Genomic DNA, 15,235 nt, shown 5'->3' with positions numbered 1-15,235 from the left:
ACAATAGAAAGCCCGGCTCCCTTCCAGATTGACAACTTTTGTCAAAATGGTATCGTAAAAGTATCACGTTCAAGGATGTGGAAAATCATATTCATCGTCGAGCTGCTCGTCAACGCCTGCATCGCGTTTACCGGGTTTTATATGATATCAAAAATCATTCATTCCACCCGATTCTCATCCTATACCGTTAAGTCGCTGATCATTGGTCTTGCGACCGGATTACTCGGGGTAATACTGATGTTCAAGGGCATCCAGATCAATGAGTCGTTACGGATGGATTTACGTCATTTGCCGCTCGTCCTGCTCGCTTTTTACGGCAGCCGCTTCCCGCTTGTCATTGCCACCTTGATCATCGCCGGTTCCCGTTTTTTGTTTGGTGTGACCCCGCAAGCATTTATTGCCTTTATCGCCATCATTGCCATCAGTACCGGGATGATTTGGATTCATCGCCAACTCCTGAATCAGCCGTTTCGGCAGAATCTCGCCCTCAATGTCTGGGCGCTGTTGATGATTACATTCGCCGTTCTGATTAATTTGGGCTTTAACGATGCCTCGCTTCGTCTGTTACTTGCGACCTGGACGATCGGTCTTGCCGTTGGTGTCCTGTCGAGTATGCTGACGCTTGATTTCCAGACGCTGAACCGCCAAGTCGAACTGTACAAACAGTCTTCAGAACTTGATCATCTGACTGGACTGTATAACCGACGGGTCTGGGACAGCAGGACAGCAGGACTGGAACAGGAAGGTCGCATTTATAACGTGCTTGCCCTCGACATCGACCACTTTAAACATGTCAACGATACATACGGTCATGGAAACGGGGATCTCGTGTTGCAACAGTTCGCGAATATCCTAATGGAAGAAACGCGTCACCACGATATCACGGCACGGATCGGCGGAGAGGAATTCATGCTTCTGGTCTATGACCTGACTCCGTGCAAAGTCATCAAAGTCGCGAACCGGATTCGGGAACGAATTGCGAATGAACGGTTCCAACTGGACGGATTTCCTGCCATCACGGTCACAGCTTCCATCGGAATTGCTCACGGAAAACAGATTCACATCCAGCACATGAACGGACTAGCGGACGAAGCCTTATATACGGCGAAACAGCAAGGAAGAAATCGGGCGATCCTGTTCAATCAGCTCGATCAGCCGGACGTTGAGGTATCGCACACTTCAACGGAAACAACTACTTAATGACATATCATCGGAGGTTTTACTTATGTATGAACCGAAAAGGGAATTCATCACGACTTCGGAAACAATTCTTTTTGTCAGCAGCCTATTCATGTGGATATATGTGATCCAATACTTCGGCATCGCCGATTCATGGTGGTGGATGTTGCCGACTATGACGTTAGTTTTATTTTTACGCTCGTTCGTTGGCCGACGGGTCGATTTGAGCATTAATTGGGCTGATGATGAGGAAGAATCCAGAAAGTCCGAATCAAAACAAGGGTAAACAAAAACAACAGCCCGGTTTCTCTCACTTTTTTAGGAGCAGAACCGGGCTGTTGTTCATTTACTGCTCTAAATAACGTTCCCGCGTTAAGACCATCAGAATCGAATCAACTCGTCGTCCGCCAACTTCGAGATCGTCCTCTTCTACACCGGTCACCTGAAAGCCCAGTTTTTCATAGACGTGCCGCGCCCGCGGATTAAAGTCAAAAACGCTTAACGTCAAGCGATCAAGCGATGTCTGTTGGAACAGGTAATCAATCAGCAACCGGGTCGCTTCCGTTCCAATCCCGCGGTTTCTGCCGGCTTCTCCAATCAGAATCCGGAAGTTCATGCTGTGGTCGCTTGACTGATACTCATTGACGACGACCTCTCCGACCAGCGTGCCGGTTGCTTTGTCGATGACTGCCAAATCCAGACGATCCGGCTGGTTATACCTCGTTCCGTACCAGGTTTTAAGCGTCTCCCGGTCAAAATCCGCTTCACTTCCGGTCAGTTTAAGGACTTCCGGATCTCGCAAACATTGTTCGATCAAAGGGAGATCTTTTGCTGCAAACGGCCGGAGGATGGTCGTGGTTCCTACTAAGGTTGGTTTTATTGTTAAATGAATCATCAGTTTCTCCTTATCATTCTTTTTTAGCCTCAAACTAACCGACTCCTGGGAACCTTTTCCTTTTTCCGGACGTAAAGAATGATAACGCACTTTCAGGAGGAGATAGTATGTATGAATATCAATATATCCGGATTGACTTCAAACGATTGTCCGGAAATCCAAAAGAAGATTACCAGGAAGTCATCAATCAACAGGCGGAAAAGGGTTGGCGGTTCGTTCAGCTTATCGCTCCGGATTTCGTGACGTCCGGTGTCGGTGTCGGAACCTATTACGAACTCATTTTTGAACGTCCGTCTTCTTTAAGCCGTAACAGATGAGGACTTGTCCCTATCCATTATACAAGACATGCAAATCAAAAATGACACTTCCTTACAATTTTGTACGTTTTATTTACAATTCCAGTCCTTTATACTGGATGTATTCTAACCGTATACAAAAAAGGAGTAATGCTCTCTATGAAATTCCCCAAATGGCTCCTTTACCTCGGTGCACTTCCGACGTTCATTTTTTCCTTTTATGCCATCACGAATCCATCCTTTCGCGCTGATATCGCAGGATCGTTACCGATTGCGGCCCCTGTCCTTGCTGTCATTCTTACTTTATTTGTCGGTTACTGGACCCTGTTCTTTATTTTTGTGAATGGCCTCCGCCGGCACCTCGACTTAATCGTTTTATCCGCCCTGTTGCTGATTTGTTTTCTGTTAACAAGCTTGTTTGCGACACTCGACTATTTCCTCACGTAATGGGTGTACCCCAGTCATCTTCCGGATGACTTTTTCCATTTTCTTCTTGCTTTCTTCCTTTCTGTCCCTTAATATCAATTGTAATAAATTTCTATATATTCAAAAAACATTTGGGGAGGATGACGCATGCGTGAAACCTGGAAACACCCTGCTCTATTGTTGTCGAGCGTCGGCATCTCCAATCTCGGGGCATGGGTCTATTTTATCGCCCTGAACCTGATTGTCCTCGAACGGACGAATTCAGCGTTCGCTGTCTCGATTCTCTACATGCTTGTCCCGATTGCCGCCCTGTTATCAAGTTTTTGGTCCGGCACGGTCATCGATCGCGTCGATAAACGAAATCTGATGGTGCTGCTTGATGTGTCCCGGGCCGTCTTGATTGCTATCTTACCGTGGATCGACTCGTTATTCGTCTTGTATACACTGGTTTTCTTGATCAATATCGGCAGCTCGTTGTTTGAATCGGCTTCTCTGATCTACATGACGAAACTCGTCTCGAAAACCAACCGGCAACGGTTTAATGCCTTAAAAAATTTCATCCAATCCTGCGGCTTCATTCTTGGACCGACGATTGCCGGTCTCTTGTTCCTCGTCGGCTCCCCGACGTTCGCCATCTATCTGAATGCCGGTGTACTTGGTATGTCGGCACTGATTCTGTTTTCCCTGCCGGATATCGAAAAACAGGCAATGATTTCCGGTGCCGAGCGGCTCAGTTTCAGCATGATCGTCGCCGACTGGAAAGAAACGTTCCGTTATGCGCGCAAACACCGCTACATCACACTCGTTTATGCCCTGTTCTGTGTGATGACGATTTTCATGTCCGGGCTCGATTCACTCGAAGCAACGTTCGCGACCCGGGTTCTTGATTTTTCCGAGAGTACATACGGCTTTCTCGTCAGTATCGCCGGGCTCGGCATCATTGCCGGTTCCATCATTAACGCGACGTGTACGAAATGGCTCAGTTTACGCTTCCTGATCGGCTTCGGAGCCATCGCGACTCCGGTCGGTTATCTCATCTTTGCGACGGCGACCGATTTCAGTTTCGCGGCAATCGGTTTTTTCCTGCTGACGTTTGCGTTATCGTTCGCGAATACCGGATTCTTGTCGTTTTATCAAAACAATGTTCCCGTTTCGATCATGGGACGATTCTCCGGCGTCATCAATGTCGCGGAATCCATCTTGATCATCGGACTGACGTTGTCGATCGGTCTTTTAGCCGAAACGTTTTCAATCCGGTCAACCTATATCGTCTGCTCGCTCGGCTTTTTACTGATTAGTCTCGTGTCGTTACCGATCGTCTTTAAACGGACCAAACAAGCGCTGTATGCGATGACGGTCGACGACGAAATCAAAGCATCTTGAACCGGACAGGTCAACGGGGAATGATTCCTTGTTGCCCTGTTTTTTTTTCGTCCAGGCGACAAGCGGACATGCTATAGTCAAGAAAATGGGTATCCGCTGAAGGAGGGATTTACATGACGGGAATCGACTGCCTGTTGTATCTGCATCACGAACTGGACCGGTATACCGAAACCGAATTACATTACATTTCGCAACCCGGTGTCTGGTCGCTTAGTCAAATGTATGATCATATTTTACTTGTCGCCCATGAATATCTGGACGAAGTCGAAATCTGTGCTTCGCTGACGACCGATACAGCGGACGGTAAAACACCGTTCGGAGAAGAATTATTCCGTCAAAATGCCTTTCCACCCGTCAAAATCAGACTGCCGGACGAGATGAACGCCCCGCCGGACAATACGGACAGCCGGAATCGCTTAAAAGAACGTCTGCTTGAACTGATTGAACGGATGGAAGACTGGTCGAAACGGCTCGATCACATCGAACCGCAACGGAAAACAAGACACGGTGGTTTCGGTTCGTTGAATGCGCAGGAATGGTATCAACTGATCGAAATGCATACCCGGCACCATTTCCGGCAGAAAAAAGAGCTGGAGCAAATTTTTCTAAGCTGACGGTTATTTCACGTGAATACTATGTCTTATACTAAAACCTCCCGATGCCATGATCCGGGAGGGGTTTTTGAGGGCTTGCTATTTTTGACTGATATGAGTTCGTTTCGTTTTACAATGTCTTTGTCAGGACCAAATCGATTTGTTTATCTTCTCCCATATAGAATGCGTGTGCTCCGGTTTGTACAAAACCAAAACGTCGATAAAAGCGTAACGCCCGGTGATTTTCTTCCCACACCCCTAACCAGACTTGCTCCATCCCCTGTGCTTGAGCAATCTCGAATGTTTTCTCAAGCAACTGCTTTCCAAGACCTGTCCCCTGATATGCTGAACGGATATAAATCCGTTCGAGTTCCAACGACTTCCCTTCCGTCGGCTCAGTTTGAGCTTTTCCGATGTTCAGCTTTAAATAGCCGGCAATTTCCTCATCACTTTTAATAAAATAGAAAAACGAATCTGTACGTTCAAGCTCCCCTGTTAATTTTTCGAGATTATAGGATTGGTTGAGATAATCCTCTAGATGCTGCGGATCATTTTGGGAACCAAACGTCTCCGAAAAGGTTTCTATGCTAATCACCTGTAACGTTCTGACATCCTTGACGTCACAGCGGACAAACTCAATCGTTTCTTTCACCCTATTCACTCCTTCAAATAATGTCGAGTTCCACCTTTTTTGACAAAGTCCCATTCCCGCTCGATATTTTCACGGACGCGCTCCGTCAACTCCAGTAACCGGGCTTGTTCTTCTTCACTCAAACCAGCTAAAGCAACCCCTTTCGAATAAGCGTGTTCCTGAAGAATCACCGGACACGTTGCCTGTCCTTTTGCAGTTGCATACAGTTTTTTGATTTTTTTGTTCACGACATCCGGTCGTTTTTCGATGAATCCGGCTTTTTCTAATTTTTGAATCGATCGGGCGGCTGTCGTCCGGTCCACGAGAATCAGTTCAGCCAGTTTTTCCTGAATGATTCCTGGATTTTCACAAATCCGGACAAGATAAATGTATTGTCCTTTTGTCAGTTCCAGCTCTTTGAATTCAACATTACTGATGGAATCGAGTGCCCGCGCAATCATTCCAATTTCACGTAATATTTCTCCCATATCGTCTCCTTTTTTTGTCTGAAGAATTATATAATTTTATTATATTGTTTTTTGTTGCAAATGCAACATTTTTTTAATTTGTATGATTTTGTTAAAAACCCTTTTATCCAATTGACAAAAAGTGTATATTAAAATCATCTATTCGTTTAAAGGAGGATCTACCTATCCCGTGAAATTCTTTAGAACAAACCGGACCAAAGAGTTGTCATGGATTCCGGAGCAGGAATGGCAAACCGTCTGCGCCAAACGATCCATTCAAATTCAGCAGCATCCGAACGAACAACTCGTCGGTCTTGCTTACAATAATCAACAGCAGGTCGTTCAAGTGACACGTAACATTCATGCACCGCTGTTCAGTTATTACGTGACGTTACTGGAAAATCGTCACACGCATAAAACGGTTTTATCGAAACGTTCGCATATGACGATTCAACACTTGTCGACACGTCTATTCGACTCGAATGAATTTGCTGAATTCAGCTTGCTCGACATCCATGTCCGCGAGGAAGGTCTTGGCGAACGTGGTTTACTGCTCGAATCGCTAATTCATGATATTCAACATAAATATACCCATTACCGGGTCAGCGGAGACTTTACCGCCATTTCTTACGGTGGACGCGTCTCTGCCGAATGCTTTACCCGTTACGGCTTTACGATTGAACAGGATCGGTTGATTTTAAAAAATTTTCATGACCGACTGTTCGTCAGCTAATCATGGCTCAGGAGGTAACTGGTTTGGATTTAATCAACCGAAAGTGGTTCAACAATATCGTCCACATGCTTGGATTCTTTTTAATGGTCACGGCTTATCGCGACTTATGGAAACGTCCGAAGACACGCGGTCCCAAATGGCTTTGGGGCATCCTGATTTTTCTCGTTAATTATCTTGGACCGATTTTCTATTTGGTTTGGGGACGGCATGTCCCGACACCGAAAATAGCATCGCGTGTCAACTAAAAAAGCATCTTTCGTCCACCCGGTTGTCGGGTCAAACGAAGGATGCTTTTTTATCAGGCGCAAGTGGTAGGAGATCAACCGATTTTGTGTTAATTTGAATATATGAAACCGCTTGATAATCAACAGCGGCTTTCATTATTTTACCGTTTATTCGGTGACAGAAAAGAGGGATCTGATGACTTCACACCTGTCTACTCCATCCTACCGTCATTGGCAGGCCATCCAAAAACTGCATCACCGCTATATGAAGGAAGTCAACGCGGTCCTGAAAGATTGGGGCTTATCGAAATCACAGTTCGATATGCTTGATACGTTATACCGGGAACAAAGTGCGACACAAAAATCACTCGAGACGACACTTGAACTGTCGAGTGGTGCCATCTCCCAAACCTTAAAAAAACTATTCGAACTTCACCTCATCACCCGCAAACGAATCGATCGGGAAAAACGGTTGGTCTTGACACCGTCAGGCGAAACGATCGTCCAGGAATCGTCCCCTGTCGTCGAAGTCATTCATGAACAGTACTTCAAACAGTTTACGATGGATGACCATGAGTCGTTTGACCGTCTTCTCCATAAGATGCAAAGCAATCATTTTTAATCCGGAAGGAGCTCTTCCAATGATTCTTCGACATTTTACACACCGCCGCTTTTTACCGGCCATCGTCGCCCGCGGCGGGCTGTCCGTAAAGGATACAGGTGGACACTACTTACAATTCGAATGGAACCCTCCGAGTGACCGGTTGTTACAGACGATGCATGACATGCGCTCTTCCGGTGAACTGACGTGGGACGAGACGGATACCGTTGCGCTTGACTTCGATTTCGTCAAGATGCAGGCGGCAGACATTGAAGTCCTTGAGCAAGTAAAGGATGTTATATGGAACGTCGACCCTGACTCAAGCGTCGGTCCCTCCCGCTTCGTCAAAAGCTTTTTATCGCTCGGCTACTTGACGGAAGAATCACGAGAACAGTTATCCGAATACTACTGAAGAACAGGTCACTTGATCTGTTCTTTTTTGGTTCACCTTCAGCTTCGTCGACTGTACATAAACAGCGTCACCGGGAACGTCATGACTTGAATGAACAGCACACACAATAGTGCAGTTAGGACATCTTCGATGATTCCCCACTGCACGAGCATGACTACCGCAAACACATAGAGGATACTCAACGCATATGACACCTGACCACTTTTCATCTTAATCGCTTCTTGCCGCTCGTCATACGTATCAGCGGAAGGAAAGACGAATTCAATCGCCAATTGACTGATTCCGACGAGGATGAGGATGATACTGTGCGGGCTCGGTCCATCAACAAGAGTCAGATAGGTACCGTAGACAAGTAGAATGGCGAACAGTACCCGATTAATCAAAGGCATTCGTTTCATTTAACATCATCTCCTTTTTTCTTTGCTTCTGGTCTGAAAATCGTTTCGATCGGACAATCAAACAGAGCAGCGATTGAAAACGCCAGCTCGAGCGACGGATTATAACGCTCTTTTTCGATGGAGATAATCGTCTGCCTTGATACACCCAGTGCTTTAGCGAGTTCGCCTTGCGACCACTGACGGGCTTCCCGTAACACCTTCACGCTATTCTTCATTCCTGTCACCTCTCGCTTCCAATAATAGGTAAAGTGAATCCTTGTGTCAAGTTTCCTTTACAGGCAAGATAAAAGAAAAACCACTCAACCGTCTCGATTGAATGGTCGATGACACATCAGAAATCCTATTTCCGGATCGTCCGGTACCGTGGATGTGTCGCGAGCACCGCATGTCGGATCGCTTCGACATGTCCATCCGTCGCTTCCGTAAACGATTGGAGCGTCGGATAATCACCGACCAGCTGACCGTGATCCAAAATCACGAACCGGTCGCTCAGCGTCTGCGCCGCCTGGACATCATGCGTGATGAAGACGTAGGCGAGACCAAGCGTCGCTTTTAACTCCCGTAACAAGTCGAGAATCATCGCCTTGTTGACCATGTCGAGACTGCTGACGGCTTCATCCAGGATAATCAGCTTCGGATTCGTCGCAATCGCGCGGGCGATGCAGATCCGTTGCAACTGTCCGCCGCTGAACTGATGCGGATATTTCGTCAAATCCGCTTCAGTCAGTCCGACCTGTTCCAGCAAGGTGATGAGCCGTTGCTCGAGTGCATCCGGCGTCAAACGCAGGAAGTTCGTCAACGGCTCGGCAATGATTTGTCCTGCTGTGAGTTTCGGATTGACGGCAGCAAATGAATCCTGAAAGACGACCTGGATGTCCTGCCGTGAAGACAGATTCTGATAGATATCCTGTCCTTCAAACAGCACCTGTCCCTCTTTCGGCCGCTCAAGTCCGAGCAGAATCCGTCCGAGCGTACTTTTACCGGCACCGCTCCGGCCGAGTAGGCCGAGGCACGTCCCGGCTTCAAGTGTCAGCGAGACATCCTGTAAGACGGTCTGCTCCGGCTGCCGCGACAAAAAACGCTGATTGCCGTACCGGTGCGAGACGTGTTTGATCTGCAGAAGACTCATGCGTTCATTCCTCCCGCCTGAAGACCGTGCTGTTCTAGCAACCGTCGTGTATACGGATGTTGCGGCCGGTCGAACAAATCAAAGACATCCGCCTGTTCGACGATTTCCCCTTCCCGCATGACGAGAACGTGATCCGCCATTTCAGCGATGACGCTCAAGTCGTGCGATATCAACAGAATCGCCGTGTCGTATGTCGCCCGGACTTTCTCCAGATAATACAGCACCAGCTTTTGATTGTAGACGTCAAGCGCCGTCGTCGGTTCGTCGGCAATCAGGACATGCGGACGCAGGCAAACCGCAAGCGCAATCATGACCCGTTGTAACATCCCGCCGCTCAGTTCGAACGGATAGGCTTTTAAAATCCGGTCCGGCTGTTCAAGATTGACTTCAAGCAGCGCTTCAATCGCCCGCTCCTTCGCTTCGCGTTTACTGCACTGGTCGTGTGTCCGGATCGTTTCCATCAATTGATGACCAATCGTGAAGACCGGTGTGAAGGCACTCATCGGATTTTGCATGATGAAGGCGATTTGACCGCCACGGACACGACGAAGCGTCCGGTCGGACAATGTCATCAAATCGGTCGCATCGAGCAGAATCCGTCCTGATTGACGGATGACCTTTTCATCGAGCAGCCGCAACAGCGCGAGACTCGTCACGGTCTTCCCGCAACCGCTCTCACCGACCAGTCCGGTGATTTGTCCGGCCGCGAGCTGAAACGAGATATTTTGGACAAGCGGCTGACCGTCCGCGATCGTCTCAATCGTCAGATGTTCGACGGATAATACAGGTTTCATCCGGGTGCCTCCTTTCATTTTGATTATTTGTTCATACCGAACCGTTCCGATAATGATTCTCCGAGCAGGTTAAAGCTCGCAATGACGAGCATGATCATCACACCCGGATAAATCATCAGTTCCGGATTCGTCCGGATATACGATTTTCCTTCGTGAATCATCGCTCCCCATTCTGCTCCGGGGGACTGGACGCCAAGACCAAGGAACGACATCGCTGAGATGTCCATGATGGCCCAGCCCATCTCGAGGGTGCCGATGACAAGCAACGGCGGCAGGATATTCGGCAACAGGTGCATCCGGAAGATTTTCCAGTGCGAGGAGCCGTTGACGCGTGCCGCAGCGATGAAGTTCTTTTCCTTCAGCGTCATGACAAGCCCACGGAACATCCGGGCATAGTAAACCCACTGGACAAGCATCAGGGCGATGATGACTTGTTTCAGTCCCGGTCCGAAAATTCCGACGAGACCGAGGACGAGAATCAGACTCGGGAACGCCATCACACCGTCACAAAACCGCATCAGCAGTTGGTCGACCCAGCCGCCGATGTAGCCGGCGAGCGTGCCGATCAACAAGCCGATTAACAGCGATGACGCAAAAATCAGGACGGCAAATCCGAGCGATACCCGGGCGCCGTATAACAGACGCGATAACGTACAGCGTCCGAGGTGGTCGGTCCCGAGCGGATACGTCCAGGACGGGTCCTGCAGTTTCACCGCCAGATTGACGAGATACGGATCATGCGGCGCAAGCCACGGTGCGGCCAGTGCCGCGAGAAACAGCAGACCTAAAAAAACAGAACAGCCGATCAAAATCAGCTGTTGGTTCGACAGGCGGTCCAGCAGACGTGGTCGTCCGAGCGGCACATTCATCGTCTGTTCCCTCCTTTCCGGGCAATCCGCGGATCGATTGCCAGTTGCAACAAATCAACGAGCAGACTGCTGCCGATAAATAATAAAGCAGCCAGGAACACATACCCTTGAATGATCGGCATATCCCGGTCAAAAATCGCTTCGATGAAATAACGGCCAAATCCTGGCCAGGAGAAGACGGTCTCGACGATGATCGTTCCCGTCAACAGTTTCCCGAGATTCATGCCGAGTCCGGTGATCATCGGAGGAATCGCGACCCGTAAGACGTGTTTCCCGAGGATGACCGTTTCACGGATTCCGCGTGTCCGGGCAAACTGGACGTACGGTTCGCGCATTGTCTCGATGACACTTGTCCGCAACAGCCGTGTGTAAAGGGCAATCAACGGTAACGCAAGCGTGATCGCCGGCAAGATGACGTGACTCGGACTGCCGATGCCGCCGACCGGTAACAAATCGAGCTGGACGGCAAAAAAGAAAATCAGCAGATAGCCGAGCCAAAATGACGGAATCGACGCACCGATGAAAGCAATCACCCGGCTGAGATGATCAAAAAAGCCGTTTTTGCGAATACCGGCGAGAAAACCGAGCGGAATGCTGACGATGATCGCCAGAAATAGACTGGTCGTCGCCAGTTGCAAGGTCGCCGGCAATCGCAGAATGACTTCGTCCAGTACCGGTTTTCCCGAGACATAGGACGTTCCGAAATCAAACCGGGCCAGCCGGGCGACTGTCGTCACGTATTGTGTCAAAAAGGATTGATCGAGTCCGAACTCGGCCCGTTTTTGGGCGAGCACTTCTTCTGTCGGTTGAATATGGGCGGCAGACAGATAGGCTTCCGCCGGATCAACAGGTGACAAATGAATCATTGCCGTCAGCAGTAAAATCGCGAGGAGCAGAATCGGAATGACCGACCCGACCCGTTTGAGAATATAGACGCCCATTCCGTTCACCTCCCTTATTTAATGCCGATTTGTGCGAACGGACTTTCATCGCGGTTTGCCGCAAACTTGAAGTTCGTGACATCCGACTGGTAAATCGCCATCTTCTTCAAATACGAGATCGGGACGAGAGCACCTTGATCTTGCAGCGACGGCAGAATTTCGGCATACATCGCCTGACGTTTCGTTTCATCCGTCGTTTTTAGGACATCTTTCATCTCTTTCAATAACTGATCCTTGTTCGGGTAAGCGGAAATCGCTTCTTTGAAGCCGAATCCGTCAGTCCCGATGATATTAACGAACGTGTGCGGATCATATGGTGCACCGAAGTTACTGTACATGTTGATGTCAAACTTATTGTCTTTGAAACGCTGGACCTGATCCGGTAGCTCAACACCGACGATCTTCAGATCGACGCCGATATTCGCCCACTCCGATTGTAACGTCTCCGCCATCGCTTTTTGGACAAGTTCCGCTGCATCGTACATCATCTCGACCTGTAACGGTTGACCGTCTTTTTCGCGGACCTTTTTCCCGTCCGGCAGTTTCCAGCCGGCTTCGTCGAGTAGCGTTTTAGCCTTTTCGACATCAAAGTCCCGTTTTTCAACGTTCAGTTTTGATGTATACGGCAGGTTCGGCGGCAGGATGAAGTCAGCCGGTGCTTCAAGACCGGATGTAATACCTTCAACGAGTGTCTTTTTATCAAAACCGTATTGCAGGGCTTGACGGACGCGTTCGTCTGCCAGCTGTTTTTTCTTCGTGTTCATGATCAACAGACGTGTCGCAACCGGCTCCGACATCGTCGTCTTGTAAGATTTTGTTGCTTTCAGTTGATTATAGGCGTCAACACTGATCGCCCCTTCTCCGAAAATCAAATCGATGTCGCCTTTTTCAAAAGCGAGTACGCGGCTTTCGGCATCCGGAATGATGTCGACCTTGATTTTTTTCACTTTCGGCTTCGGTCCCCAGTAGTTTTTGTTGACCTTAAACGTCGCATATTGATCCGCCTTATACTCGTCGAGCACCCAGGGACCGGTTCCGACTTCTTGTTCGACACCTTTTGACGTGTCGCCGTTTTTCGGGAAGCCCGCTTCGCCGAGGAATCGGACCGGACGGACGACCGCCAGTTCCTGAATCGTCGGATAGTACGCTTCCGATAAGGTCATCCGGAACGTCTGCTTGTCGACAGCTTCCGTTTTTTCGATTTTGGAGATGAAGCCAAGCCAGCTATGTAAGGCTTTGTTTTTAAGGACTGCATCAAAGTTCTTTTTGACGATCGTCGCATCAAACGTCGAACCGTCCGAGAACTTCACATCGTCACGCAACGTGAACGTATACGTTTTGCCGTCTTTTGAAATGTCCCATGATTTCGCGAGGAACGGTTCGAGCTTTCCGCCTTCCGCGTAATGGACGAGCGGCTCATAGACCATCGACTGGGCAAACAGTTGCGACGGGTTATAGACATGCGGATTCATCTCGCCGATGTCACGCGGCCAGGCCAGCGTCAATGTATCTTTGTTTTTCTTATCGTCAGCACCTTCGTTCGGATTTGAGCAACCGAACAACAGTGTCGTAATCGAGAGGATGGAAACAGCTTGAATAATGGATTTCTTACGGCGTGAAACGTTCATAGTAAACAAAACTCCCATTCGTATTGATAATCATTTTCAATTGTAAGAGTCCGTGCTAAGAATTGTCAATGGATAATCCGTGGAAGCGTTGATTTTCCTGTGCTTTAAATTGATTTTGATTCTTTTTTATATTTTACGTAACTATCATTTACAAGTTTAAAAATCCTGTCTGAAACAAGAAAAAAGACTACACTCATGCTCGTTAAAATATATTTGCCAGATACGAAGTGTTTTTGATCTGGGTAAGCAAGTGGATGGTACCAGTTGTAGAAGGTAAAAATAAAAAGAACTAAATAATAGATTAACCTTTTTTGGTTGATGCAAATTTCAGATGTTTCAACAGAAAAATGATTTTTCAGTTCTTCGCGATAGTAAAAATATTCGAAAAGCATGGTGTTTGAAAACAGCGATAATAAAAAGATCCATCCTATAAATGCACCTACTATAAAAACTCCCTTATTCTCCAAAAGAATAATAACAACTTCAAGAACACTAACGCTTAAGAAAAAGGACATACCGAAAAAAAACATAGTTTTATCATATAAAAATTGGGCGCGCTCTTTTATGAAAGTTTTAAACGTTTTATTAGAAGTGACGACTACTTTGCTCTGAGTTTTCTTACTTCTTCTTTTCTTTAAAAATGCTGATTCTTCAGCAATTAAAGAAGAGACAGTTAAGATGAAGATTATCGTTAAAACAAATGTCAACAAACCGTTCCATAAAAAATTAACTTCTCCATTTAATCCAGTAAGTATCCATAAAGTACCCAAGACGATTAAGGTGATATATACGATGATAACGAAAATACTCATTATCCCACCACGCTTCAGTTGAACTTTTCCGTTAACGATTTTACGAACGATGCTCTGGTAAGAGTTTATGACGGATTCAAGTCTATTTCCTGAACGATTTATAAAATAAGCTAACAAAAAAATGATAAAACTAAACAATAAACAAAAAATGATACTTCCAAAAAATATTTCCATACTCTTTCTCCTTCAACATAGTAAAGCACCCATCAAACTGCATGAGTGCTCAAAAATCTGATTCCTTTTATTTTGTCTTGAAGTCCAATGTTAACACTTCGACGTCACATCCCTGAGCTTCGAGATTCGGACTGCAGGCATACGGTCCGACTTTCCAGTCCCCTTCCGCATGCAGATGGGCAATCCGTAGCTGCTCCTTCGTCTCACTGTCGACGAAGTACAGTTCGACGTCCTGTTGATTGCAGACCAACTCAAACGTCAACGGATGATCAAAGACCGTGTTTTCGATATCCCGCGATGACCAGTCGGAATAACCGAATGATGTGACAACGGCTCCGAGATGCGATTTTCCATCCGGAATGAATTCCGCTGAAACTTTTAACCAGTTGTCATCGTTTAAATAGAGAAGAATCCCCGCCTGATCATACGTTAGACGCGGGTGCAGCTTCACTTCGATCCGGCAGGAAAAAGACGCTGCCGGAATCGGTTTAAGTAAGGCATGTCCCGTCATCCGGTTAAATTGATAGTACGTGTTGCGCCAAAAGTCGGTATCGCCCTCTGTCGTGAACTTCAATTGTTGTTGATTGTCGATTGCAGACGGTTGGTTGAGCCATTGGTAATCTTGCCACATGGTGATTCCTCCTATTTTT

Annotated in this window: 22 protein-coding genes; 10 read left to right on the top strand and 12 right to left on the bottom strand. The window is 47.4% G+C overall.

Annotation, left to right across the window (positions count from 1 at the left end; all coding sequences use genetic code 11):
• Positions 1-75: 75 nt before the first annotated feature.
• Both AC3IRK_RS07315 and AC3IRK_RS07310 read left to right on the top strand, forming a co-directional pair.
• Positions 76-1,200, top strand: coding sequence for a diguanylate cyclase (locus AC3IRK_RS07315; protein ID WP_489170638.1), 1,125 nt, complete (start codon positions 76-78; stop codon positions 1,198-1,200).
• 25 nt (positions 1,201-1,225) lie between these two features.
• Entirely contained in the window at positions 1,226-1,465 is a 240-nt protein-coding gene (locus AC3IRK_RS07310; protein WP_131504040.1) for a hypothetical protein, read from the top strand.
• Between the two features lie 60 nt (positions 1,466-1,525).
• Here AC3IRK_RS07310 and AC3IRK_RS07305 read toward each other — a convergent pair whose 3' ends face one another.
• Positions 1,526-2,074: a GNAT family N-acetyltransferase gene (locus AC3IRK_RS07305; protein WP_426355235.1), complete on the bottom strand. Its 549-nt coding sequence runs from the start codon at positions 2,072-2,074 to the stop codon at positions 1,526-1,528.
• A 107-nt stretch (positions 2,075-2,181) separates the two neighbouring features.
• Between AC3IRK_RS07305 and AC3IRK_RS07300 the strand changes: the two genes are divergently transcribed.
• The 4 genes from AC3IRK_RS07300 to AC3IRK_RS07285 all read left to right on the top strand — a co-directional run bounded on the left by AC3IRK_RS07300 (position 2,182) and on the right by AC3IRK_RS07285 (position 4,793).
• Entirely contained in the window at positions 2,182-2,391 is a 210-nt protein-coding gene (locus tag AC3IRK_RS07300; RefSeq protein WP_131504039.1) for a DUF4177 domain-containing protein, read from the top strand.
• Positions 2,392-2,529: 138 nt separating this feature from the next.
• Entirely contained in the window at positions 2,530-2,817 is a 288-nt protein-coding gene (locus AC3IRK_RS07295) for a hypothetical protein (protein ID WP_131972845.1), read from the top strand.
• Positions 2,818-2,943: 126 nt separating this feature from the next.
• Positions 2,944-4,179, top strand: coding sequence for an MFS transporter (locus AC3IRK_RS07290; protein ID WP_131504037.1), 1,236 nt, complete (start codon positions 2,944-2,946; stop codon positions 4,177-4,179).
• A 113-nt stretch (positions 4,180-4,292) separates the two neighbouring features.
• Positions 4,293-4,793, top strand: coding sequence for a DinB family protein (locus tag AC3IRK_RS07285; protein WP_131504036.1), 501 nt, complete (start codon positions 4,293-4,295; stop codon positions 4,791-4,793).
• Between the two features lie 109 nt (positions 4,794-4,902).
• On the opposite strand, the gene AC3IRK_RS07280 is transcribed toward AC3IRK_RS07285, so the two are convergent.
• Positions 4,903-5,424, bottom strand: a complete 522-nt coding sequence (locus AC3IRK_RS07280; protein WP_489170637.1) for a GNAT family N-acetyltransferase — start codon at positions 5,422-5,424, stop codon at positions 4,903-4,905.
• Positions 5,425-5,429: 5 nt separating this feature from the next.
• Positions 5,430-5,891: a MarR family winged helix-turn-helix transcriptional regulator gene (locus AC3IRK_RS07275; RefSeq protein WP_131504034.1), complete on the bottom strand. Its 462-nt coding sequence runs from the start codon at positions 5,889-5,891 to the stop codon at positions 5,430-5,432.
• Positions 5,892-6,060: 169 nt separating this feature from the next.
• On the opposite strand from AC3IRK_RS07275, the gene AC3IRK_RS07270 reads away from it, so the two are divergent.
• The 4 genes from AC3IRK_RS07270 to AC3IRK_RS07255 all read left to right on the top strand — a co-directional run bounded on the left by AC3IRK_RS07270 (position 6,061) and on the right by AC3IRK_RS07255 (position 7,840).
• On the top strand, positions 6,061-6,603 hold the full coding sequence (locus tag AC3IRK_RS07270; RefSeq protein WP_131504033.1) for a hypothetical protein: 543 nt from the start codon (positions 6,061-6,063) through the stop codon (positions 6,601-6,603).
• A gap of 23 nt (positions 6,604-6,626) precedes the next feature.
• Positions 6,627-6,848 carry a PLD nuclease N-terminal domain-containing protein gene (locus AC3IRK_RS07265; RefSeq protein WP_251138750.1) on the top strand — a complete coding sequence of 74 codons (222 nt, stop codon included), beginning with the start codon at positions 6,627-6,629 and terminating at the stop codon, positions 6,846-6,848.
• A gap of 175 nt (positions 6,849-7,023) precedes the next feature.
• On the top strand, positions 7,024-7,449 hold the full coding sequence (locus tag AC3IRK_RS07260) for a MarR family winged helix-turn-helix transcriptional regulator (RefSeq protein ID WP_131504032.1): 426 nt from the start codon (positions 7,024-7,026) through the stop codon (positions 7,447-7,449).
• A gap of 19 nt (positions 7,450-7,468) precedes the next feature.
• Positions 7,469-7,840 (top strand): hypothetical protein, encoded by a 372-nt coding sequence (locus tag AC3IRK_RS07255; RefSeq protein ID WP_131504031.1) that lies wholly within the window; start codon positions 7,469-7,471, stop codon positions 7,838-7,840.
• A 38-nt stretch (positions 7,841-7,878) separates the two neighbouring features.
• Here the strand turns inward: AC3IRK_RS07255 and AC3IRK_RS07250 are convergent, their stop codons facing one another.
• The 9 genes from AC3IRK_RS07250 to AC3IRK_RS07210 all read right to left on the bottom strand — a co-directional run bounded on the left by AC3IRK_RS07250 (position 7,879) and on the right by AC3IRK_RS07210 (position 15,216).
• Positions 7,879-8,238: a hypothetical protein gene (locus tag AC3IRK_RS07250; protein ID WP_131504030.1), complete on the bottom strand. Its 360-nt coding sequence runs from the start codon at positions 8,236-8,238 to the stop codon at positions 7,879-7,881.
• The gene (locus AC3IRK_RS07245; RefSeq protein WP_131504029.1) at positions 8,235-8,453 is read right to left on the bottom strand and encodes a helix-turn-helix transcriptional regulator; all 219 of its coding nucleotides are present in this window, start codon (positions 8,451-8,453) and stop codon (positions 8,235-8,237) included. The genes AC3IRK_RS07250 and AC3IRK_RS07245 overlap by 4 nt, the downstream gene beginning before the upstream one ends.
• 125 nt (positions 8,454-8,578) lie before the next feature.
• A complete protein-coding gene (locus tag AC3IRK_RS07240) occupies positions 8,579-9,367 on the bottom strand; it encodes an ATP-binding cassette domain-containing protein (RefSeq protein WP_131504028.1) in 789 nt (262 codons plus the stop codon).
• Complete coding sequence (locus AC3IRK_RS07235; RefSeq protein ID WP_131504027.1) at positions 9,364-10,161, bottom strand: ABC transporter ATP-binding protein; 798 nt, start codon at positions 10,159-10,161, stop codon at positions 9,364-9,366. Before AC3IRK_RS07235 ends, AC3IRK_RS07240 begins: the two co-directional genes overlap by 4 nt.
• 23 nt (positions 10,162-10,184) lie before the next feature.
• Entirely contained in the window at positions 10,185-11,030 is an 846-nt protein-coding gene (gene nikC / locus AC3IRK_RS07230) for a nickel ABC transporter permease subunit NikC (RefSeq protein ID WP_489170636.1), read from the bottom strand.
• Positions 11,027-11,971 carry an ABC transporter permease gene (locus tag AC3IRK_RS07225; RefSeq protein ID WP_214854976.1) on the bottom strand — a complete coding sequence of 315 codons (945 nt, stop codon included), beginning with the start codon at positions 11,969-11,971 and terminating at the stop codon, positions 11,027-11,029. Before AC3IRK_RS07225 ends, nikC begins: the two co-directional genes overlap by 4 nt.
• Before the next feature lie 14 nt (positions 11,972-11,985).
• Positions 11,986-13,599: a nickel ABC transporter substrate-binding protein gene (gene nikA / locus AC3IRK_RS07220; protein ID WP_489170635.1), complete on the bottom strand. Its 1,614-nt coding sequence runs from the start codon at positions 13,597-13,599 to the stop codon at positions 11,986-11,988.
• A gap of 104 nt (positions 13,600-13,703) precedes the next feature.
• The gene (locus AC3IRK_RS07215) at positions 13,704-14,585 is read right to left on the bottom strand and encodes a hypothetical protein (RefSeq protein WP_489170634.1); all 882 of its coding nucleotides are present in this window, start codon (positions 14,583-14,585) and stop codon (positions 13,704-13,706) included.
• 67 nt (positions 14,586-14,652) lie between these two features.
• Positions 14,653-15,216, bottom strand: coding sequence for a DUF1349 domain-containing protein (locus AC3IRK_RS07210; RefSeq protein ID WP_489170633.1), 564 nt, complete (start codon positions 15,214-15,216; stop codon positions 14,653-14,655).
• Between the last annotated feature and the right edge of the window lie 19 nt (positions 15,217-15,235).

The organism is Exiguobacterium sp. GL_137, assembly GCF_057834585.1.
The sequence above is the reverse complement of the archived record's forward strand: the minus strand, read 5'-3'. Positions and strand labels throughout refer to the sequence as shown.